This is a genomic window from Streptosporangium sp. OZ121, assembly GCF_051918885.1.
GTDB lineage: Bacteria > Actinomycetota > Actinomycetes > Streptosporangiales > Streptosporangiaceae > Streptosporangium.
Window position 1 is genome coordinate 129,889 of sequence record NZ_JBPXMC010000008.1, and the last position, 21,497, is coordinate 151,385.

Annotated in this window: 19 protein-coding genes; 11 read left to right on the forward strand and 8 right to left on the reverse strand. The window is 72.5% G+C overall.

What is annotated here, in order from left to right; all coding sequences use genetic code 11:
- Positions 1-11 precede the first annotated feature (11 nt).
- The 4 genes from ACTOQ1_RS17430 to ACTOQ1_RS17445 form a co-directional block, all read right to left on the reverse strand.
- Positions 12-1,403, reverse strand: coding sequence for a class II fumarate hydratase (locus tag ACTOQ1_RS17430; protein WP_440068318.1), 1,392 nt, complete (start codon positions 1,401-1,403; stop codon positions 12-14).
- Positions 1,404-1,516: 113 nt separating this feature from the next.
- The gene (locus ACTOQ1_RS17435) at positions 1,517-3,328 is read right to left on the reverse strand and encodes a protein kinase domain-containing protein (protein WP_440068319.1); all 1,812 of its coding nucleotides are present in this window, start codon (positions 3,326-3,328) and stop codon (positions 1,517-1,519) included.
- A 35-nt stretch (positions 3,329-3,363) separates the two neighbouring features.
- Complete coding sequence (locus ACTOQ1_RS17440; RefSeq protein ID WP_440068321.1) at positions 3,364-4,548, reverse strand: serine/threonine-protein kinase; 1,185 nt, start codon at positions 4,546-4,548, stop codon at positions 3,364-3,366.
- Positions 4,549-4,909: 361 nt separating this feature from the next.
- Positions 4,910-6,562, reverse strand: coding sequence for a fumarate hydratase (locus ACTOQ1_RS17445; protein ID WP_440068323.1), 1,653 nt, complete (start codon positions 6,560-6,562; stop codon positions 4,910-4,912).
- A gap of 250 nt (positions 6,563-6,812) precedes the next feature.
- Here ACTOQ1_RS17445 and ACTOQ1_RS17450 point away from each other — a divergent pair, with 250 nt between their 5' ends.
- Complete coding sequence (locus tag ACTOQ1_RS17450; RefSeq protein WP_440068325.1) at positions 6,813-7,181, forward strand: hypothetical protein; 369 nt, start codon at positions 6,813-6,815, stop codon at positions 7,179-7,181.
- On the opposite strand, the gene ACTOQ1_RS17455 is transcribed toward ACTOQ1_RS17450, so the two are convergent.
- Positions 7,087-8,046, reverse strand: coding sequence for a DMT family transporter (locus tag ACTOQ1_RS17455; RefSeq protein WP_440068326.1), 960 nt, complete (start codon positions 8,044-8,046; stop codon positions 7,087-7,089). The genes ACTOQ1_RS17450 and ACTOQ1_RS17455 overlap by 95 nt on opposite strands.
- 67 nt (positions 8,047-8,113) lie before the next feature.
- Between ACTOQ1_RS17455 and pdxR the strand changes: the two genes are divergently transcribed.
- The 7 genes from pdxR to iolD all read left to right on the forward strand — a co-directional run bounded on the left by pdxR (position 8,114) and on the right by iolD (position 16,400).
- A complete protein-coding gene (pdxR, locus tag ACTOQ1_RS17460) occupies positions 8,114-9,643 on the forward strand; it encodes a MocR-like pyridoxine biosynthesis transcription factor PdxR (protein ID WP_440068327.1) in 1,530 nt (509 codons plus the stop codon).
- Positions 9,644-9,786: 143 nt separating this feature from the next.
- Positions 9,787-10,764 (forward strand): Gfo/Idh/MocA family protein, encoded by a 978-nt coding sequence (locus ACTOQ1_RS17465; protein ID WP_440068329.1) that lies wholly within the window; start codon positions 9,787-9,789, stop codon positions 10,762-10,764.
- 50 nt (positions 10,765-10,814) lie between these two features.
- Entirely contained in the window at positions 10,815-11,801 is a 987-nt protein-coding gene (locus ACTOQ1_RS17470; RefSeq protein WP_440068330.1) for a TIM barrel protein, read from the forward strand.
- Positions 11,798-12,763: a 5-dehydro-2-deoxygluconokinase gene (gene iolC, locus ACTOQ1_RS17475; protein ID WP_440068332.1), complete on the forward strand. Its 966-nt coding sequence runs from the start codon at positions 11,798-11,800 to the stop codon at positions 12,761-12,763. The genes ACTOQ1_RS17470 and iolC overlap by 4 nt, the downstream gene beginning before the upstream one ends.
- Positions 12,760-13,641 (forward strand): Cgl0159 family (beta/alpha)8-fold protein, encoded by an 882-nt coding sequence (locus ACTOQ1_RS17480; RefSeq protein WP_440068334.1) that lies wholly within the window; start codon positions 12,760-12,762, stop codon positions 13,639-13,641. The genes iolC and ACTOQ1_RS17480 overlap by 4 nt, the downstream gene beginning before the upstream one ends.
- A 79-nt stretch (positions 13,642-13,720) precedes the next feature.
- The gene (iolB, locus tag ACTOQ1_RS17485) at positions 13,721-14,539 is read left to right on the forward strand and encodes a 5-deoxy-glucuronate isomerase (protein WP_440068336.1); all 819 of its coding nucleotides are present in this window, start codon (positions 13,721-13,723) and stop codon (positions 14,537-14,539) included.
- Between the two features lie 19 nt (positions 14,540-14,558).
- Positions 14,559-16,400: a 3D-(3,5/4)-trihydroxycyclohexane-1,2-dione acylhydrolase (decyclizing) gene (gene iolD, locus ACTOQ1_RS17490; protein ID WP_440068338.1), complete on the forward strand. Its 1,842-nt coding sequence runs from the start codon at positions 14,559-14,561 to the stop codon at positions 16,398-16,400.
- A 13-nt stretch (positions 16,401-16,413) separates the two neighbouring features.
- On the opposite strand, the gene ACTOQ1_RS17495 is transcribed toward iolD, so the two are convergent.
- The gene (locus tag ACTOQ1_RS17495; RefSeq protein WP_440068340.1) at positions 16,414-17,580 is read right to left on the reverse strand and encodes an MFS transporter; all 1,167 of its coding nucleotides are present in this window, start codon (positions 17,578-17,580) and stop codon (positions 16,414-16,416) included.
- A gap of 341 nt (positions 17,581-17,921) precedes the next feature.
- On the opposite strand from ACTOQ1_RS17495, the gene ACTOQ1_RS17500 reads away from it, so the two are divergent.
- Positions 17,922-18,524 (forward strand): DUF1707 SHOCT-like domain-containing protein, encoded by a 603-nt coding sequence (locus tag ACTOQ1_RS17500; RefSeq protein WP_440068342.1) that lies wholly within the window; start codon positions 17,922-17,924, stop codon positions 18,522-18,524.
- A gap of 190 nt (positions 18,525-18,714) precedes the next feature.
- Here the strand turns inward: ACTOQ1_RS17500 and glpX are convergent, their stop codons facing one another.
- Complete coding sequence (gene glpX, locus ACTOQ1_RS17505; RefSeq protein ID WP_440068344.1) at positions 18,715-19,749, reverse strand: class II fructose-bisphosphatase; 1,035 nt, start codon at positions 19,747-19,749, stop codon at positions 18,715-18,717.
- 82 nt (positions 19,750-19,831) lie between these two features.
- On the opposite strand from glpX, the gene ACTOQ1_RS17510 reads away from it, so the two are divergent.
- Positions 19,832-20,437 carry a TetR/AcrR family transcriptional regulator gene (locus ACTOQ1_RS17510; protein WP_440068346.1) on the forward strand — a complete coding sequence of 202 codons (606 nt, stop codon included), beginning with the start codon at positions 19,832-19,834 and terminating at the stop codon, positions 20,435-20,437.
- A 38-nt stretch (positions 20,438-20,475) separates the two neighbouring features.
- A complete protein-coding gene (locus ACTOQ1_RS17515) occupies positions 20,476-21,009 on the forward strand; it encodes a DUF4245 domain-containing protein (RefSeq protein WP_440068348.1) in 534 nt (177 codons plus the stop codon).
- Positions 21,010-21,088: 79 nt separating this feature from the next.
- Here the strand turns inward: ACTOQ1_RS17515 and ACTOQ1_RS17520 are convergent, their stop codons facing one another.
- Complete coding sequence (locus tag ACTOQ1_RS17520) at positions 21,089-21,319, reverse strand: exodeoxyribonuclease VII small subunit (protein WP_440068350.1); 231 nt, start codon at positions 21,317-21,319, stop codon at positions 21,089-21,091.
- Between the last annotated feature and the right edge of the window lie 178 nt (positions 21,320-21,497).

The window sequence follows — 21,497 nt, forward strand, 5'->3', positions numbered from 1 at the left end:
GAGGGCGCGGTCTACGAGGGCGGCCGGGTCATGGAGAGCACGTCGAGCAGCTCGTCGAGCCGTTCCTCGGTGAGGGTGCCGTTGGAGACGTGTCCGCGCTCGATGACGACCTCGCGGATGGTCTTGCGCTCCGCCAGGGCCTGCTTCGCTATCTTCGCCGCCTCCTCGTACCCGACGTACGGGTTGAGCGGGGTGACGATCGACGGCGACGACTCCGCGTACTCGCGCATGCGGTCGACGTTGGCGGTGATGCCGTGCACGCACCGGTCGGCCAGCAGGCGGGAGGCGTTGGCGAGCAGCCGTACGGACTCCAGGACGTTGCGCGCGATGACCGGGAGCATCACGTTGAGCTCGAACGTGCCCGAGGCGCCGGAGAAGGCGATGGCCGCGTCGTTCCCGATGACCTGGGCGGCGACCATGGTCACCGCCTCGGGGACGACCGGGTTGACCTTGCCCGGCATGATCGAGGAACCGGGTTGCAGGTCGGGCAGGTTGATCTCGCCGAGTCCCGCGCGGGGGCCGGACCCCATCCAGCGCAGATCGTTGGCGATCTTGTTGAGTGAGATCGCGACCGTGCGGAGCTGGCCGGAGAGCTCGACGACGGCGTCCCGGGCACCCTGGGCCTCGAAGTGGTCGGGAGCCTCGGAGAACGGCAGTCCGGTGGCCTCGCGCAGCCTCTCGATGACCTTGGCCGCGAAGCCGGGAGGGGTGTTGACGCCGGTGCCGACCGCCGTGCCGCCCAGGGGCAGCTGGGTGAGGCGCGGGAGCGCGCCCCGCACCCGCGCGATGGCGTTCTCGATCTGCGTGGCGTACCCGCCGAACTCCTGTCCCAGCGTGACCGGGGTGGCGTCCATCAGGTGCGTGCGGCCGGCCTTGACCACGCCGTCGAACTCCAGCGACTTGTCCCGCAGCGCGGTGGCCAGGTGCCGCAGCGAGGGGATCAGGTGGTACGAGACCTCGGTCGTGGCGGCGACGTGGATGGACGTGGGGAACACGTCGTTGGACGACTGCGAGGCGTTCACGTGGTCGTTGGGGTGGACGGGACGGCCGAGCCGCTCCTCGGCGAGGGTGGCGATCACCTCGTTGGCGTTCATGTTGGAGGAGGTGCCGGAGCCGGTCTGGAAGACGTCGACGGGGAACTCGCCGTCCCACTCGTTCTCCGCGACGTCGGTGGCGGCCTCGGCGATCGCCTGAGCCAGTTCCTTGTCGAGCACCCCCAGCTCCGCGTTGACCTCGGCGGCGAGTGCCTTGATCAGGCCGAGCGCCGCGATGTGCGGGACCTCCAGCCCGCGCCCGGAGACGGGGAAGTTCTCCACCGCCCGCTGGGTCTGCGCCCGCCACTTCGCACCCGCGGGAACCCGTACCTCACCCATCGAGTCATGCTCGATCCGATACTCGCTCATGAACCCAGTCTGCGTCCTGGAGGGGGAATCAAACCGGGTGGGGAGGGGGTGGGTACGGGGTTCTCCTCGCGGGCCGTGCTCGTCACGGTGCTCGGAAGTGCTCGTGACGGTGCTCAGAAGAAGGCGGCCACCGTCAGGATCATGATCACCACGAGGGCGATCGCCGCCACGCCCATGAGGACGAGGACGCCGATCCGGGTCTTCTGCGACGGCGGCTTCCTCGGCCCGGGGCGGCCGGGGTCGGGCCGGGCGTTCTGGTTCGCGATCGCGAACAGGTCGGTGCCCAGGCCAGGGGAGCGGTAGGCGCCGTCGGACGCCTCGGGGCCCGGCGGACGCCAGGGCTGCGCGGACCCCGGTCCACCCTGGTCGGGCGGGCCGCCGGCGCCGGGCGGCCGGTTGCCGGGGAAGAGCCTCAGCGGCGGAGGGGGCGCTTCGGAGTCAGGGGACCCCGGGCGTCCCTCGCCGGAGGCCGCGACCTCCGGATCGACCGGGGGGAAGCCGTGCGGCGGGGTGGCGGAGAGATCGGGCCTGCCGCTCACCGGGAACCCGTGGGGCGGGGTGGCCGCGGACTCGCTTCCCGGTCCTCCGAAGGCCGCCGTTTCCTCGGCCGGCTCGTCGAAGGCACCCGGCCCGAACGCCCCGGGCCTCCCGAAGGCGCCACCGGGGGTCGCGGGTCCTCGCGCGACGGGGGTGCCGAGACCGGCGGGACCCTTTCGTCCCGCGACCGGCCTGCCCGGCTCCGCGAGCGGCGGCCGGTCCGGGTAGGGCGAGGTCGTCGGACGGCCGGAGGCCGATGCCGGGGAGGCGGTGGGTCCGGAGGGTTCGGTGGGCGCCGTCCCGCCGGGGATGCGCAGGCCGTCCTTGGGGCGGATGACCACCATGGTGCGGTCGGCGTCGAAACCGCCGGCGCCGTCCTCGGGGGCGTCGGGGCCATCCGGCTCCTGCCCGGCGTCTGCGGTGTCTTCTGCGTCTCCTGCGTCTCCGATGTGGCCGGTGTCCTCCACGAGGGGGGTCTCGGAGGCCGGGGGAGACGGTGCGAAGGCGGGGGCGGAAGGGGCCGCGGCGGGCGCCGGGGGCGGGGGGATGGACTCCGCGAGGTGCGAGGGGGTGTCGGCCACCGCCCGGAGCAGCGCGCCCGCCTGGGCGGCCGTCAGCCGCGCCGTGTGGTCCTTCTCCAGCAGCTGTTCGAGCACCGGGCGCAGCGGTCCCGCCTGGGTCGGCGGGTCGACCTGCTCGCTCATCAGCGCGGCCAGGGTCTCCGCCACCGAGGACCGCTCGTAGGCCGGGCGGCCCTCGACCGCGAAGTACAGCGTGGCGCCGAGGGACCACAGGTCCGACTCGGGCCCTGTGTGCTCGCCGCGTGCCCGCTCGGGCGCGGTGTATCCGGGGGAGCCGATCACCATGCCGGTCTTGGTGAGGCTCGTGTCGCCCTCCGCCTTGGCGATGCCGAAGTCGGTGAGGACCACCCGGCCGCTCTCGGTGATCAGCACGTTGCCGGGCTTCACGTCGCGGTGCAGGACCCCCTGGGCATGGGCCGCGCGGAGCGCCCCCAGCAGGTCGGCCCCGATCTCGGCGACGAGGCGGGGTGGGAGGGGACCTTCCTCCTCGATCACCTGCTCCAGGGAACGCGCCTGCACGAGCTCCATGATGATCCAGGGGCTGCCGTCCTCGACGATGGCGTCGTGGACGGTGGCCACCGAGGGGTGGCTGATGCGGGCGGCCGTACGACCCTCGCGGATCATCCGTTCCCGAAGTTCGGTGCGCTGCGCCTCGCTGAGGCCGGGCTCCTGGCGGATCTCCTTGATGGCGACCTCACGGCCGAGGGAACGGTCGTGGGCTTTCCAAACGGTGCCCATCGTGCCCCGGCCGAGCGGCGCGATCAGCTCGTAACGGTCCGCGAGCACACGCGTCTGCTGTTCCGGCATGAGAAGAAGATAGCCATTCCACCTTGAGAAGCGCTTTACCCGCGCTTACGGAGTTCCCTCGGCCAGAGAAGACGCGGGAGGACCAACCTTATGAAGGGTGTCATAAAACGGACAATTGGGCGATAGGTTGGCGAAATCTCCGTCGGCTTCCGGTGGACGCCCTCGCCGGGACGCCGGTGCGCGCGAAGCTGGGGCGTCGGCCCCGACGCGGGCCCCGACGGCGGCGGGGGCGATCCGGGCGAGGAGGGCCGCGGTGCCGGGGGCGGCGCGGAGCCGACCCGGTGCAGCCCGCGATGCTGCGAGCGGCGGCTGAACGGCGGAGCCGACGCCCCGTCGGACCCGCCCGCGGACGGCCTGCCGTCGGGCCGCCCGGGGGGCCTGGGGAAGGACTCCTCGGCCATCCCGCCGGCCGCCACCCTGGCGAGCATCATCGAGGCCCGTCCAGCCTCGAGCCGGGAGTTCGGGTCGATCGTGAGGAGGCCGCGCAGCACCGGCGTGAGCGGTCCGGCCCGCTCCATGGGGATCGGCTCGCCACTGGTCAGCGCGGCGAGCGCGGCCGCCGCCGTACGGCGCCCGTGCAGACCCCTGCCCTCGACGGCGGTGTAGAGGGTCGCGCCGAGCGACCACAGGTCGCCGGACGGGCTGGCCTTGGCCCCCAGCACGCGCTCGGGGGCGATGTATCCGGCGGAACCCAGCACGATGCCCGCCTGGGTGATCGACACGTCGCCTTCGAGCGCGGCCAGGCCGAAGTCGGTGAGCACGGCCCGGTCGTCGGTCACCAGGACGTTGCTCGGCTTCACGTCGCGGTGGAGGATCCCCTTGGCGTGCACGGCGCGCAACGCCCCCAGGACCTGCCGGCCGATCTCGGCCACCTGGCGCGGCGGCAGCGGCCCGTGGTCCTGGAGGAGCTGCTCCAGCGATCGGGCGCGGAGCAGCTCCATCACGATCCAGGGGCGCTCGTCCTCGGTGACGACGTCGAAGACGGTGATGACGGAGGGGTGGGCGACCATCGCGGTCGCGCGCCCCTCGCGCTCGGTCCTGGCGCACAGCTCGGCACGCAGCTCCTCGTCGAGGACCAGGGGGAGGCGGACCTCCTTGACGGCCACCTCTCGGTTGAGCAACTCGTCGTGTGCTCGCCAGACGGTGCCCATGCCACCGCGCCCCACCGGTTCTGACAGCCGGTAGCGCGCTGCGAGAAGGTATCCGGGCGGCGCACGCATGTGGTGCAGCTTACCGATTTGCGTAATGCGACCAGTAGAGACCGGGCCGAATCTTCTTGCCAACTTGGGTCAGATTTTCGCGCTCGTGACTGTTGAGAAACTTTGCGTGACATCTGCGCAGTCGACCGGAGTCCATAACTTCTCCCCGTAATCGAGCCGTATGTTGCGGTACTGGAGGTAAAAGGGGCCGTTCGGCCCACGTGGATCCCCTGCAGGGAGCACCGGCAGGGCCGCGAAGCAGACGAAGCAGACGAAGCAGACCTCGCGCACACCGCCGCACGGCGCTCCGACGTCGAGCTCGTCGGCCTCGGGCGCCTGTACGGCGGATCCTGACGGGGCGCCGCCCCGCCGGGGGAGACGGTCAGCGGCGGCCGATGGTCAGGACGGGGCCGGTGGAGTCGGTGAAGAAGTCCTCGCCCTTGTCGTCCACGACGATGAAGGCGGGGAAGTCCTCGACCTCGATCTTCCAGACGGCCTCCATGCCCAGCTCGGGGTACTCCAGGACCTCCACCTTCTTGATGCAGTCCTGGGCGAGGCGGGCGGCGGGGCCGCCGATGGAGCCGAGGTAGAAGCCGCCGTGGGTCCGGCACGCGTCGGTGACCTGCTTGGAGCGGTTGCCCTTGGCGAGCATGACCTTGGAGCCTCCGGCCGCCTGGAAGCGTTCGACGTAGGAGTCCATCCGCCCGGCGGTGGTGGGACCGAAGGAGCCCGAGGCGTAGCCCTCGGGGGTCTTGGCGGGCCCGGCGTAGTAGACCGCGTGGTTCTTGAGGTACTCCGGCATCTCGCCGCCCGCGTCCAGCAGCTCGCCGATCTTGGCGTGCGCGATGTCGCGGGCGACCACCAGCGGCCCGGTCAGCGACAGGCGGGTCTTGACCGGGTATCGGGTCAGCTCGGCGAGGATCTCCGGCATCGGGCGGTTGAGGTCGATCTTGACGACGTCGTCCGAGAGGTGGTCGTCCGTGGTCTCCGGCAGGAACCTCGCCGGGTCGGTCTCCAGCTGCTCCAGGAAGACCCCCTCGGGGGTGATCTTCGCCAGGGCCTGGCGGTCGGCGCTGCAGGAGACCGCGATGGCGACGGGGCAGGAGGCGCCGTGGCGGGGGAGGCGGATGACGCGGACGTCGTGGCAGAAGTACTTGCCGCCGAACTGCGCGCCGATGCCGAGCTTCTGGGTGAGCTCGAAGACCTTGGCCTCCAGTTCGGTGTCGCGGAAGCCGTGGCCCGAGGGGGAGCCCTCGGTGGGGATGGAGTCCAGGTAGCGGGCGCTGGCGTACTTGGCGGTCTTCAGGGCGAACTCGGCGGACGTGCCGCCGACGACGATCGCCAGGTGGTACGGCGGGCAGGCGGCGGTCCCGAGGGAGCGGATCTTCTCCTCCAGGAACTGGAGCATCCGCTTCTCGTTGAGCACCGCCTTCGTCTCCTGGTACAGGAACGACTTGTTGGCGCTGCCGCCGCCCTTGGCCATGAACAGCAGCTTGTACTCGTCGGGGTGGCCGCCCGGGTCCTCGGCGTAGAGCTCGATCTGCGCGGGGAGGTTGGAGCCGGTGTTCTTCTCCTCCCACATGGTGAGGGGGGCCATCTGGGAGTAGCGCAGGTTGAGCCGGGTGTAGGCGTCGTAGACCCCGCGGGAGATGTGCTCGGCGTCGGCGCCGTCGGTGAGCACGTGGCGGCCGCGCTTGCCCATCACGATCGCGGTGCCGGTGTCCTGGCACATCGGGAGCACGCCGCCCGCCGAGATCGACGCGTTCTTCAGCAGGTCGAGGGCGACGAAGCGGTCGTTCCCGCTCGACTCGGGGTCCTCGATGATCTTGCGGAGCTGGGCGAGGTGGGACGACCGCAGGTAGTGGGAGATGTCGTGGACGGCGTTCTCGGTGAGGAGCCGCAGCGCCTCGGGCTCGACCTCCAGGAACCTGCGGCCCGCGGCCTCGACGACCCGTACCCCCTCGGCGGTGATCAGACGGTACTCCGTCTCGTCCGGTCCCATGGGAAGCAGGTCGGTGTAGTCGAACTCGGGCATCGTCGTCGATCCTCCGTGCGGGCGCTGTTTTCCCTAGAGGGTACGGCCTCGCCTTCACGCTCCGTCCTCGTGGTCGGTGCGGCGACCTCCCTCCCCCGAGCCGCGCGCAACCGGATGGACATATGACACTAAATCGGCATATTTGGGGCAAGCATTAGTAGGTTATGCGTCTTTTGTGGATATATGTCCGAATGTACGGGGAAAGGGGAAGGGAGCCGGGCCGAGCGTCCGGCGGAAGCTGGGAGACAGCATGAATATCGGAAACACCGTCCTGGCCGGAAACATCATCCTGCTGGCAATCGTGGCCGTCTTCGTGGTGGCCGGTCTCGGCGTGTCACTGATAGCCATCACGCTGACGAGCATCAAGGAATCCAACGGCCGTACCCCCCAGTGGCCGGTGAGCTGGCCGGAGCCCCCGATGACCCTCTCCCGGCAGCGGCTGAAGGTCGCCTCCGGGCGGGCGAGCCTGCCCTCGCAGCAGGTGACCCTGTCCCTGCGGCGGGCCGGCGAGCCCGCACGGCGGATCAGCCTGCCCCAGCGGGTCGAGATCCCCCGGCAGCGGCCCGCTCCGCCTCAGCCGGTCGACGTACCCCCGCAGCGGGTGAGCCCGCTGAGCTGAGGCCGATGACGATGCCGGTGACCACGAGCGCGGCGCCGAGCAGGTCGGGCACCGACGGGGCGCCCAGGCCGAGAACGGCGCCGGTGACGATGGCACCGACCGGGATCAGCCCGGCGAACAGCCCCGCCCTTCCCGGGCCGAGCCGGGGCAGGGCGTCGTACCAGAGGAAGAACGCCACGGTCGTCACGATCAGCGCCTGATAGGCCAGGCCCGCTGCCTCGGAGACCGTCGGCACGCGGAACATCGCGGTGCCGTCCGCGAGCAGACCGGCGACCACCAGCATCGGCACGGCCAGCGTCACCGAGTACGCGGAGACGCGCACCGCGCCCAGCTTCGGCAGCAGCGGGATGGCCAGCATGGAGAAGCAGAGCTCGCAGCCCAGCGCGGCCAGTGACCAGAGCAGCCCGGCCAGGTCGCCGCTGCCCAGCCCGGCGGCCACCGTCGCCCCGGCGGCGACCAGCGCCGCCGCGCCGAGCAGCCGGGGCGAGGGGCGCCCGCCGAGCAGGGCCAGCGCCAGCGGCACGGTGCCGAGGACGGTCCCGACCAGGGCCGGGCCGCCGTGCCGGGTGGCCTCGACCACGCACACGTTGAAGATCACCAGTCCCGTCAGGGAGAGCGTCGCCAGCAGTGCCGTCTCGCGGGCCGTGAGCCGTACGAACCGCAGCCCCGCGACCCGGGCGACGGTGATCAGGGCCGCGGCCGCGAGCAGGTGGCGCAGAGCCTGGCCGCCGTAGACCGGGTAGGCCCCGACCACCCCGGCGACCCCCGCCAGGGTGCCCACCAGGAACATCGCCGTCGCGGCCTGGACCGGGCCGCGCGACTCCCGCAAGGTGGTGGGGCGGGCGGTGCTGACATCCACGTTCATGTGCGGAATGCTAGGAAGCCAATGGCACCCCTGTCGGGTCCAATGTGGCAGCGAAACAGAGGACCAATTGGCCGATCTGCACCTCGTCGTCGACCGGGCGGCGGGCGGCGTCGCCGCCCAGATCGCCCGCGAGCTGCGCGAGGCGGTACGCCGCGGGCGGCTGGCCGCGGGGGTCAGGCTGCCCGCCAGCCGCGAGCTGGCCAGGGACCTCGGCCTCTCCCGAGGTGTGGTGGTCGAGGCGTACGAGCAGCTCGTCGCCGAGGGGTTCCTGATCTCCCGGATCGGGGCGGGAACCGTCGTGGCCCCCGCCGCGGGCCGTACCGCCGCCCTCCCCGTCCCTCCCGCCGGTCCCGACGGCCCTTCCCCGACGCCGGAGGGCCCGCCGCGCGCCGGGTCCCGGACCGCGGAGGCCCGCGGCGCGCGAAGGGAGCGCGAGCCGTACCACGGGCGCCGCTCCACCGCGCCCGACCTGGGGGCGTTCCCCAGGGAGCGATGGCTGGCCTCGATGCGCAGGACGCTCGCCGCGCTGCCCGCCGAGGCCCTGGACTACGGCGATCCCGGCGGCGTCCCCGCGCTGCGCGAGGAACTGGCCGCCTATCTCAGGAGGGTCAGGGCGGCCGATGTGAGCCCGGACAACCTGGTGATCGTGGGCGGGGTGGCCCAGGGGATCAGCCTCACGATCCAGGCGCTCGCGGGGAGGCTTCCCCGGGGCCGGTCGCCCCACGATCTCGGCTGGTTCGTCCGGCGGGCCTCGCGTCCGGCGCCGCCCCCCGGCCGGATCCGGCTGGCGGTCGAGGACCCGGCCGGGGGACGCCAGCTCCCGCTGCTGCACGCCGCGGGCGCGGACCTGGTCGCCGTCCCGGTGGACGGGGAGGGCCTCGACGTCGAGGCCCTGGCCGCGACCGGGGCGCGCGCGGTGCTGCTCACCCCCGCGCACCAGTACCCGACGGGCGTCGTGCTCTCGCCCCGCCGCCGCGCCGAGCTGATCGAGTGGGCCGCCGCGACAGGAGCGGCGATCCTGGAGGACGACTACGACGCGGAGTTCCGCTTCGACCGCGACCCGGTGGGCTGCCTGCAGGGCCTCGCCGCCGACCGGGTGATCCTCATCGGGAGCGTCAGCAAGTCCCTGGCCCCCGGGCTCCGCCTGGGCTGGGTGGCCGCGCCGCCCGGGATCGCCGAGTCGCTGCGGCTGGCCCGCGGCGAGCTGGACCTGGGCTCGCCCGTCCTGGAGCAGTACGTCCTGGCCGACTTCGTCACGACCGGCGGCTACGACCGGCACCTGAGAAGGATGCGCCGGGAGTACCGCGCCCGCCGCGACGCCTTCGCGCTGGCGCTCGGCGAGCACCTTCCCGAGATCACCGTGCGGGGCGTCTCCGCCGGGCTCCACCTGCTCGCCGAGCTGCCGTACGGCTGGGACGAGGCGGCGGTGGCGGAGACGGCCCAGGACTGCGGGCTCGCGGTCGAGCCGGTGGGCCCGATGCGGCACGCCCCGGGCCCGCCCGCGCTGGTGATGGGCTTCGCCCGCCTGCCCGCCCGCCGCGCCGACGCGACGATCCGCGCCCTCGCGGACGCCCTGCGCCGTCGCCCCGCCCCATGAGCAGGTCTCCCACCTGCGGATACGTCCGCTCCGGAGCTTCCGGTGCGGCTCGATGGATCGTCTGTATGTCCTGACAAATTCTTGACGGCTTCTGGCTCGTCGCTTAGAACTGGAGATCGACCGCTTTCTTCTTCGGAGGCACGATGCGTGTTGGACTACTGGGACTCGGCAGGATCGGGGTGTTCCACGCCGCGACCCTGGCGGCGCATCCCGGGGTCGACGAGCTGGTGGTGAGCGACGCGGACGGCGGGCGGGCGGCGGAGGTGGCCGCCAGGCTGGGAGCCCGGGTGGGGGACGCGTTCGACAGCGACGCGGTGGTGATCGCCACTCCCACGGTGACCCACGCCGAGCTGCTGATGCGCGCCTGCGCCAAGGGGGTTCCTGCGTTCTGCGAGAAACCGGTGGCGCCCGGCGTACGGGACACCCTCCGCGTGCTCGACGCGGCCAGGCGGAGCGGCACGGTCGTGCACATCGGCTTCCAGCGGCGCTTCGACGCCGGATACGCCGCGGCGAGGAGGGCACTGGCCGGCGGCGAGCTGGGCACGCTGTACCGGGTGCACATGGTGAGCGCCGACCCCCACCCACCCGACCCCGGATACATCCCGATGTCCGGTGGCATCTACCGCGACTGCCACATCCACGACTTCGACATCCTGCGCTGGGTCACCGGCAGGGAGGCCGACACCGTCTACGCGACCGGCGCCAACCGGGGCGAGGCGTTCTTCGCCGAGGCGGGCGACGTCGACAACAGCGCCGCGCTGCTCACCATGGACGACGGCACGCTCGTCACCCTTCAGGGGTCGCGGTACAACGGCGCCGGGTACGACGTGCGGATGGAGCTGGCGGGCACCCTGCGGACCTGGGCGGTCGGCCTCGACCCGCGCGTGCCGCTGACCAGCTCCGAGGGCCTGCAGCCGCCGGGCGAGCCCTGGCCCGACTTCGCGGCCAGGTTCGAGCACGCCTACATCGCCGAGCTCGACGCGTTTCTCGGCGCGGCGCGGGGGGAGACGGAGAGTCCCTGCACTGTCGAGGACGCCCTCGCGGCGCTCTACCTCGCCGAGGCCGCGGAGCTGTCCCGGCGCGAGGGTCGTCCGGTGCGCGTCACGGAGGTGATCGTGTGAGAAGAGGCGACCCGGTGAGAGAGACCGGCTCCGCCGACGGAGGCGGTCCGGTGCGAACGGCCGGCGCGCCCATTTCCTGGGGGGTCTGCGAGGTCCCCGGCTGGGGGCGGCAGCTGGATCGTTCCCAGGTGCTCGCCGAGATGAGGGAGCTGGGCCTGACGGCCACCGAGCTCGGCCCCGAGGGGTTCCTGCCGCCCTCGCCGACGCGCTGCCGCTCCCTTCTCTCGGAGTACGGGCTGCGGGCGGTGGGCGGGTTCGTGCCCGTCGTCCTGCACGAGGCCGACCACGACCCGCTCCCGGTCGTCCGGGCCGCGATGCGCGCCTTCATGGACGGCGAGGTGGACGTGGTCGTGCTGGCCGCCTCCACCGGCGGTGAGAGCTACGACGCCAGGCCGGAGCTGGACGCGGCCGCCTGGAAGACCCTCATGGGCAACCTGCGCCGGATCCTCAAGAACGCCAAGGAGTTCGGCAGGACCGTCACCCTGCACCCGCACATCGGGACCGTGGTGGAGAACCGGGAGGAGGTCCAGCGGGTGCTCGACGACAGCGCGATGCCGCTCTGCCTCGACACCGGCCACCTCCTCGCGGGCGGCACCGACCCCGCGGAACTGGTCTCCCAAGCCGCGGGGCGGATCGCGCACGTCCACCTCAAGGACGTGGACGCCGCCGTGGCCGGGCGGGTCAGGGCGGGCGAGCTGACCTACACCCGGGCGGTGAAGGACGGCCTCTACCGCCCGCTGGGCCGGGGTGACGTGGACCTCCCCGCCATCGTCGGCGGTCTGACCGGGGCAGGGTACGACGGCTGGTACGTCCTGGAGCAGGACGTCGTGCTGGGCCCCGCCGACGGCGACCCCGGCGGCCCCGACGCTCCCCGGGGTTCCGGCGACCCCAAGGAGAACGTCCGCGAGAGCCTGGCGTACCTGAGGAAGCTCACCGGCGACGAGACCGGGCCGTCCAGGAGTGGCGGGACCGGGAACGGCGGGCCGGGGAGCGGCGGGACCGGGAGCGGCGAGCCGCCCGGCGAGGGACGCGCATGATCGAGGTTCTGGCCATGGGACGGGCCGGAGTCGACATCTACCCGCTGCAGGTGGGGGTGTCGCTGCGCGAGGTCGAGACCTTCGGCAAGTATCTGGGCGGCAGCCCCACCAACGTGGCCGTGGCCGCCGCCCGGCTGGGCCGCTCCAGCGCGGTGATCACCAGGACCGGGGACGACCCGTTCGGGCTCTTCGTGCACGACGCGCTGCGCGAGTACGGGGTCGACGACGGCTTCGTCACCCCGGTCGCGCACCTGCCCACCCCGGTGACGTTCTGCGAGATCCGGCCGCCGGACGACTTCCCTCTTTACTTCTACCGCTTCCCCAAGGCCCCGGACCTGGAGATCTTCCCCGAGGAGCTGGACCTGGAGGCCGTCGCGGGAGCCCGGCTGTTCTGGGCGACCGTCACCGGGCTGTCCCAGGAGCCCTCCAGGAGCGCGCACCTCGCGGCCTGGCGGGCCAGGGGACGCGTGCCGCACACCGTGCTGGACCTCGACTACCGCCCGATGTTCTGGTCCGGCGCGGAGGAGGCCCGCGAGCAGGTGCGCGAGGCCCTGCGCCACGTCACGGTGGCGGTGGGGAACCAGGACGAGGCCGAGGTGGCGACCGGCACCCGCGAGCCGCACGAGGCCGCCGAGGCGCTGCTGGCGGCGGGCGTCGAGCTCGCGATCGTGAAGCGGGGGGCGGGCGGGGTGCTCGGCATGACCGCGGGCGAGACGGTGGAGGTGCCGCCGGTACCGGTGGAGGTGGTCAACGGCCTCGGCGCGGGAGACGCCTTCGGCGGCGCCCTCTGCCACGGCCTCCTCGAACGCTGGCCCCTGGAGACCACGCTGCGGTTCGCCAACGCGGCCGGGTCCATCGTCGCGGGACGGCTGGCCTGCGCCCCGGCCATGCCACGGATCGACGAGGTGATGGACGTGCTCGGCGCGAGCGGTGACGGCCGGACAGGGCGGGGAGGCACATGAACGAGCGAGAGCACCGGACGCTCCTCGACACGCGGGCGCGGTTTCCCGGGCGGATCGCCGAGGCGGCGGCGGCGCGGCGGCGCGGGAGACCGCTGGAGGAGCGCGACCGGCTCCTGATCATCGCCGCGGACCACACCGCCAGGGGCGTCGTCGGCGTCGGCAGCCGTCCCGGGGCGATGGAGAGCCGCGTCGAGCTGCTGGAACGCCTGTGTGTGGCGCTGTCCAGGCCCGGCGTGGACGGCGTGCTCGGCACCCCCGACATCGTCGAGGACCTTCTGCTGCTCGGCGCGCTGGAGGGCAAGGTCGTGATCGGGTCGATGAACCGGGGCGGCCTGCACGGGTCGGCCTTCGAGTTCGACGACCGCTTCACCGCCTACGACACCTCCTCGATCGTCAGGACGCGCCTGGACGGCGGCAAGATGCTCTGCAGGATCGGCATGGACGACCCCGCCACCGCCCGCACCCTGGAATCGTGCGGCCGGGCCGTCACCGAGCTGGCCTCGCACGACCTGGTCGCGATGGTCGAGCCGTTCTGGTCCCGGCGGGCGGGGGGCGCGGTCACCCACGACCTGTCGCCCGAGGGGGTCATCCGGTCCATGCACGTCGCCCAGGGGCTCGGCGCGACCTCCGCGCGCACCTGGCTGAAGATCCCGGTCGTGGACGGCATGGAACGGGTGATGCGGGCCACCACGCTGCCGACGCTGCTCCTGGGGGGCGACCCGGGCGGCGCGCCGGAGCTCACCTACGCGGCCTGGCGCGAGGCTCTGCGACTTCCGGGCGTGCGGGGTCTGGTGGTGGGCCGCGCGTTGCTGTATCCCTCCGATGACGACGTGGCCGCGGCCGTCGACACCGCCGCGGCGATGCTGGAGGTGACATGAACGGGAGACCGGGCCGCAACCGCGACGGCGAGGGCGCGCGCAGGAGACCGGATCGGAACCGCGACGGCGAGGAGCGGCCATGACCTTCGTTCCCGCGGGAAGCACCGCGCGGGCGCCGTGGGCACTGTCGATCACCCCGGAGGCGGCCGGGTGGACGTACGCGGGGCTCCGCGTGCTCTGCCTGTCCGGCGAGGGCGTGGAGTTCGACACCGGTGACGAGGAGATGCTGATCCTGCCGCTGTCGGGCACGTGCGTGGTCGAGTGCGACGGGGAGCGGCTCACACTGGACGGCAGGACCTCGGTCTTCCACGCGGTCACCGACTTCGCGTACCTGCCCGTCGGCGCGACCGCGCGGATCACCGGCGAGGGCCGCTTCGCCCTCCCCGCCGCCCGCGCGACCAGGCGTTTCCCCGTACGGTACGGCCCCGCGCGGGCGGTCCCCGTCGAGGTGCGCGGGACGGGGCCGGCCAGCCGCCAGGTCAACAACTTCTGCGCCCCCGACGCCTTCGACTGCGACAGACTCGTCGCGGTGGAGGTGCTGACCCCCGGCGGAAACTGGTCGTCGTACCCGCCGCACAAGCACGACACGGCCTCTGAGCACGAGGCCGTGCTCGAGGAGATCTACTACTTCGAGGGCGGCCCCGGCTACCAGCGGGTGTACGGCACCCACGACACCCTCGCCGAGGTGGCCGCCGGAGACGTGGTGCTCGTCCCCAGCGGCTACCACGGCCCGTCGATGGCGGCCCCCGGCTACGACCTCTACTACCTGAACGTGCTGGCCGGGCCCGCGCCCGAGCGGTCGATGGCCTTCTGCGACGACCCCCGGCACGCCTGGATCCGCTCCTCGTGGGCACAGCAGCCGATCGACCCGAGGCTTCCGATGACAAAGGCCCTGTAGGACCTTGTGAGGGATTGCGATGAGACTCACCGTGGCACAGGCGCTCCTGCGGTTCCTCGCGAACCAGTGGTCGGAGCGCGACGGAGTGGAACACCGGCTGGTGGCCGGATGCCTGGGCATCTTCGGCCACGGCAACGTCGCCGGGATCGGGCAGGCCCTGGCCGAGCGGGGGGCCGGCACGGACGGCGACCTCCCGTACTACCTGGCGCGCAACGAGCAGGCCATGGTGCACACCGCCGTCGGCTACGCGCGGGCCCGCAACCGGCTGTCCGCCTTCGCCTGCACCTCCTCGATCGGCCCCGGCGCCACCAACATGGTCACCGGGGCGGCGCTGGCCACGATCAACCGGATCCCGGTGCTGCTGCTGCCCGGCGACGTCTTCGCCACCCGCGCCGCCGACCCGGTCCTGCAGCAGCTGGAGGACCCCCGCTTCCCCGACGTGACCGTCAACGACGCGCTGCGCCCCGTCTCCCGGTTCTTCGACAGGATCAACCGGCCCGAGCAGCTCCTCGCGGCCCTTCCGGCCGCGATGCGGGTGCTGGCCGACCCGGCAGAGACGGGCGCGGTCACCCTGGCGCTGCCGCAGGACGTGCAGGCGGAGGCGTACGACTGGCCCGAGGAGCTGTTCGCCCGCCGGGTGTGGCACGTGGCGCGGCCCGTCCCCGAGCCCGCCGCGCTGGCGCGGGCGGCCGAGCTGGTCAGGCGGTCGCGGCGGCCGTTGATCGTGGCGGGGGGCGGGGTGGTCTACAGCGAGGCGTGGGAGACGCTGGCCGCGTTCGCCGCCGACCACGGCGTCCCGGTGGGGGAGACCCAGGCGGGCAAGGGAACGCTGCCCTACGACCACCCCTGCGCGGTCGGCGCGATCGGGCACTCCGGCACCGCCGCCGCCAACGACCTGGCCCGCGACGCCGACCTGGTCATCGGGGTCGGCACCCGATACACCGACTTCACCACCGCCTCCCGCACCCTGTTCGGCGAGGCCGCGTTCCTCAACGTCAACGTCGCGGCCTTCGACGCCGCCAAGCACTCCGGCGAGATGCTCGTCGCCGACGCCCGCGAGGCACTGCGCGCCCTGGACCTCGGCGACTGGAGCGCCGACCTCGGCTGGACCGCCAGGGCGACGCGCCTGACCCACGAGTGGCAGGAGCAGGTCTCCCTGCTGACGACCGGGGACGCGCTGACCCAGCCGGTGGTGCTCGGCATGGTCAACGAGGTGGCCCGGCCCTCGGACGTGGTGGTCAACGCGGCCGGATCGATGCCCGGTGACCTGCACAAGCTGTGGCGGGCGAGCGACCCGAAGTCCTACCACGTCGAGTACGGCTACTCCTGCATGGGCTACGAGATCGCCGGAGGGCTCGGGGTGAAGCTGGCGGTGCCCGAGCGCGAGGTGTTCGTGCTGGTCGGCGACGGGTCCTACCTGATGATGGCCCAGGAGATCGCCACCGCCGTGCAGGAGGGCGTCAAGCTCGTCGTGGTGCTGGTCGACAACCGGGGCTTCGCCTCCATCGGCGGGCTGTCGGAGGCGGTCGGCGCGGGGCGCCTGGGCACCGCCTACCGGATGCGCGGGGCCGGGGGCGCGCTGGACGGGGCCCTCCTCCCGGTCGACCTGGCCGCCAACGCGGCCAGCCTGGGCGCCGACGTGATCCGCGCCGACGGCCCCGAGTCCCTGCGGGTGGCCCTCACCAAGGCGAGGGAGGCCGTCGGCACCACCGTCGTGTACGTCGAGACGGTGCCGGGCCCCGGTCCCCAGACGACGGCCTGGTGGGACGTCCCGGTGGCGGAGGTGTCGGGGCTGCCGGAGGCGCGGCGGGCCCGCGCCGCCTACGAGCAGGCCAAACGGGACCAGCGCACCTACCTGTGAGGTCCTTTTTGGGCTACGGCCGTGCGGCGGGTTCCGGGTCGGGCCGGAAGCCCCTGGCGAGGAACACGATCAGGGCCACCAGGACGGCGGCGGGCACGAAGGCCACCCGGATGCTCACCGTGTCGTTGAGCGTCCCGACCACGGCGGCACCGACGAGGAAGCCGACGTAGTTGAACATGTTGACCCGCGCGATCGCGGTCTCCGCCCCGGCACCCAGCCGGCCCGCCGCCGAGAACGACAGCGGGGCGATGACGGACAGGCCGACGCCGATCAGGCCGAACGACACGACGGCCACCGCGACGCCGGGCGCCACGACGACCCCCAGCGTGCCCACGGCCGCGATCACCGCGCCCACCCGGACCACCGGCGCCGGGCCGTACCTGCGGACGGCGAGATCGCCGGGGACCCGGGCCAGGAGCATGGTCGCCTGGTAGACGAAGTAGGCGAACGGCACCAGCCAGCCGCTCGCCGCCAGGGCCTTCTCCATGTAGACGGTGCTGTAGTTGGAGACCGCCGCGTCACCGACGTACAGGAACGCCATCGCCAGGCAGAGCGGGATGATCGGCCGCCACGGCACCCGGGCCGCCACGTGCGCGGCCCGCTCGGTGGACCCCTCCTCCTCCCGCCCGTAGAGGCGGGGAAGCATGGTCACCGAGATCACCGCGCCGATCAGCACCGGGACGGAGAAGGACCAGCGCAGTTCCACGCCGAGCTCGCTGAAGGCGGAGTTGAACCCGGCCCCCAGCATCGAGCCGACGCTCCACACGGCGTGGAAGCCGGTCAGCACGCTCACGCCGTACCGGCGCTCGACCGCGACCGCCTGCATGTTCATCGCCGCGTCCACCGCGCCGAGGAACAGGCCGAACACGGCGCTGAGCGCGTACAGGCCGACGAGCTGGTCGTTCCAGCCCGACAGGATCACCGCGGTGCAGACGCCGACCTGGGAGATCCGCAGGACCGGGGCGCTGCCGTACCGGTTCGCCAGGGGGCCCGCGACCGCGCTGCCGACCCCGGCGATCACCGGCACGAGCAGCAGGACCAGGGTGAGGTCGCCGTCGCTGAGCCCGAACTTGTGCTGGAGGTCGATCACATGGGTGAGCAGTGTGGCGAGGCAGAGGCCCTGGACGAAGAAGGCCGCCCAGGTCGCCACGCGCGCCTGCCGGTCACGTGGGGTCGGCATGACGACCTCCGGGGAACATGAGGGGGATTCAAGTTCACGTCAGGGTATGGGCGGGCCATCCGAGGGTCAATGGCCGGTCACCTGCCGGTTTCACCGGCCATTGACCGGCAGGCGACCGGCAGGCGACCGGCAGGCGACCGGCACTGCCGAGGCCGGGGAAACCGGACGGGGCGCTCGAAGCCTCAGGGGCCGGAGTTCGCCGCGTCCGGGATCGGGGCGACCGGAAATCCCGCCGGCGTGGCCCGGAGGTTGGGGCTCGCGGCGCCGCGGGCCCCAACCTTCTGGCCATGCCGGAGATCTCACGTCCCTGCCGGAGCCCCGGCAGGGATTATGGTCGAAGGGTGGAGAGTCCCCGTCCCCCCGCCGTCCGCCGTTACGCCCCCGAGCCACGTCCCGCCGATCTGAGGGCCGGAGACACCGACCGCGAGAGGGTGGCCGCCGTGCTGGGCGACGCGCTCGCCGACGGGCGCCTCGACCACGAGGAGCACGGCGAGCGCACCGAGGCCCTCTACCGGGTCCGCACGCTGGGAGAGCTCTCCGCGCTCACCGCCGACCTGCTGCCGCCCGAGGAGCAGCCGCTGCGCACCGACGTCCGCCCGGTGACGGCGTTCTTCGGCTCCGAGGAACGCTCGGGCCGCTGGGTCGTGCCGACCCGGTTCACGGCCACCGCGATCTGCGCCAACGTCAAGCTCGACCTGCGTGACGCGCTGCTCCAGTCCAGCCACGTGACCCTGCACGTCACCGTGATGGGCGGCACCCTGACCCTGATCGTCCCCGAGGGGGTGCGGATCGAGATGCCCGCCTCGGCGTTCATGGGCGGGAAGAAGAACCAGGTCCCGGCCTCGCCCGATGGGCCGGTCATCGAGATCACCGGCGTCGTCACGCTCGGGAGCATCGTGGCCAAGTCTCCCAAGCGTCCTCGCCGCTCCTGGTTCCGCCGCTGACGCCGCTTTCCGGGCGTCACCGCTCTCCGGGGTCGAGGGCCCTTCGCCGCCGACCGCCGACCGCCGGTGTCCCGTTCCCGGCCCCGTCGCCGTTCCCTGGCGTCGCCGCTCCCCGGGCGGGGGCTCTCCGCCGAGAGCCCCCGCCCGGGGAGCGTTTCACCGGGGCCGCTCCCGGCTCCGGTGCCGTCGCTCAGCTGGCGCTGTCGAAGTTGATCGCGCTGTAGGCCCGCAGCTTCCAGAGCTGGTGCTCGCTCTCGATCTTCCGTATCGTCCCGGAACGGCCGCGCATGACCAGGGAGTTGGTGATGGCCCTCCCCGCGCGGTAGCGGACGCCCTGCATCAGCTCGCCGTCGGTGATCCCGGTGGCCGCGAAGAACACGTCGTCGGACCTGACCAGGTCGTCGGTGCTCAGCGTGGCGTCGAGGTCGAGGCCCGCGTCCAGCGCCCGGCGGCGCTCGGCGTCGTCCTGCGGCCAGAGCTTGCCCTGGATGACGCCGCCCAGGCACTTGAGCGCGCAGGCGGCGATGATGCCCTCCGGGGTGCCGCCGATGCCGAGCATCAGGTCGACGCCCGTGCCCACCCGGGCCGCCATGATCGCACCGGCCACGTCACCGTCGGTGATGAGCCTGATCCGGGCGCCGGTCTCCCGGATCTCACGGATGATCTTTTCGTGGCGGGGCCGGTCGAGGACGACCACGGTCACGTCCGAGGGCTCGCCGCCCTTGGCGCGGGCCACCGCGGCGATGTTGTCGGCCACCGGGGCGTTGATGTCGACCGACGAGGCGGCCTCGGGGCCGGTGACCAGCTTGTCCATGTAGAAGACGGCCGACGGGTCGTACATCGAGCCGCGCTCGCTGACCGCGATCACCGAGATGCCGTTGGGCATGCCGAGCGCGGTGAGCCGGGTGCCGTCGATCGGGTCCACGGCCACGTCGCACGCCGGGCCGCTGCCGTCGCCCACGTGCTCGCCGTTGTAGAGCATCGGCGCGTTGTCCTTCTCACCTTCGCCGATCACCACCACGCCGCTCATGGACACCGTGTTGATCAGCTGGCGCATGGCGTTCACCGCGGCGCCGTCGGCGCCGTTCTTGTCACCCCGCCCGACCCAGCGGGCACCGGCCATCGCGGCCGCCTCCGTGACCCGGACCAGTTCCAGAGCGAGGTTGCGATCGGGTGCGTGTTCTCCCGTGGCGAGGGCGTCGGGAACGGACGTCTCATCGGACATGGTGGGAAACCCCTCTCGTGGTCAATGCAACGATCGTAGTTGGCACCCCTCTGACCGGTCGGCGGAGGATAATGTGCCCACCATGAGCAGCGACACGGAACGACTGGTGAAAGGCGTGGGTGCGCGGACCTCCGAGCGGGGTGCCGCCACGCGCGTCGCGCTCCTGTCCGCCGCGAGGGAGATCTTCGTCACGAGCGGTTTCGCCGAGACCGGGGTCACCGACGTGGTCGCCCGCGCGGGAGCGAGTGTCGGAAGTCTTTACCACCACTTCTCCGGAAAGGCCGACCTCTACCTCACCCTCTTCGAGGAGTTCCAGACCCGTCAGACCCAGCGGACCAAGCAGGCGGTCCAGGACTCCAGGGCCGACGGTGAGAGCGACCCGATGCGGCTGTTCATCGCCGGGGCCCGCGCCTACCTGGAGGGCTGCCTGACCGAGCGGGAGATCTCCGCGCTGTTCCTGCGCGGGGACGGGCCGCCGGGGTTCGAGCTGATCATGCGCGACCGGCTCAGGCAGTGGGCCAAGCGCAACGCGGCCCTGTTCGAGGGCGACGAGGGAGCGCTGGTCGTGGTCCTCACCGGCGCGCTCGCCGCCGCGGTCTCCGAGGTCGCCCTGTCCGACGACGAGGACGCCTCCCGGGCCCTGGCCGAGGACGTGCTGACCATCATCGCCCAGATCCGCCGCCCCTGAGGCCGGACCGCCCTCCCGAACGGATAGTGTCGACAGTCGTGCGAAAGTTCACTCAGGGCTTCTACGGCTACGTGTTCGCGATGGCGGTCTGTCTGGGCGCCGTCGGCCTGTTCCTGCTGGTCACGCCGCAGAGCAGAACCGAGCACATCCCCAGGGTCGACTACTCGATCGCCCTGGCCGACCTGCGACGCACGGCGCCCTTCCAGGTGTGGGCACCCGAGCCCGTCGCCGCCGGATGGGTCCCGAACAGCTCCAGGAACACGAACGTCAACGGCGTCACGACCTGGAGGCTCGGCTTCGCCACCGCCAAGCGCTTCCACGCGATGCTCGCCCAGAGCAACGAGAAGCCCGCTGCCGGGTTCGCCAACCGCCTCTCCAACACCTCCACGGTCACCGGCACCGTCCAGATCAACGGCGTGACCTGGGAGCAGCGCCTCCGCGAGGACAAGAACCAGCGTTCCCTCGTCCGGTTCCTGCCGGACGTCACGATCGTCGTCACCGGCACCGCCCCGTGGGACGAGCTGTCCGCCCTGGCCGGCTCCCTCGAGCAGCAGCCGAAGGTCACTTCCTGAGGTCCGCCCACCCGGAAGGCCTCTGAGGCGCGGGAGCGCTCGGACCGGGCCGCTCAGAAGGCTCAGAAGGCTAAAAGGCTCAGAAGGGGGCGTCTCCGGCGGAGTCGGGCTGCCGCCGCTGCGCCATGGCCGCCGCGAGCTTCACCCTGGCACCCTGGAGCCACTCCTCGCAGACCGCGGCCAGCCTCTCGCCGCGCTCCCAGAGCTCGATCGACTGTTCCAGGGTGAGCCCGCCCGCCTCAAGGCTGCGGACCACCTCGGTCAGCTCCTCGCGCGCCTGCTCGTACGACGGTGTCTTCTCATCGGCCACGCACCCCACCTTAGGTCGTGTCCCGGGGATCTTCAGCCCGTGACGTCCACCCGGCGTGGTCCCGGCGCGGCCGCACCGGTGAGATCCGCCCGGCGGCGCCTCGCCGTACCGCCCGGCCCCGCCAGGGGTGATCCACCGCCGCCTCCCCGGTCGCTCCACCGTGGCGTACGGCTGGGAG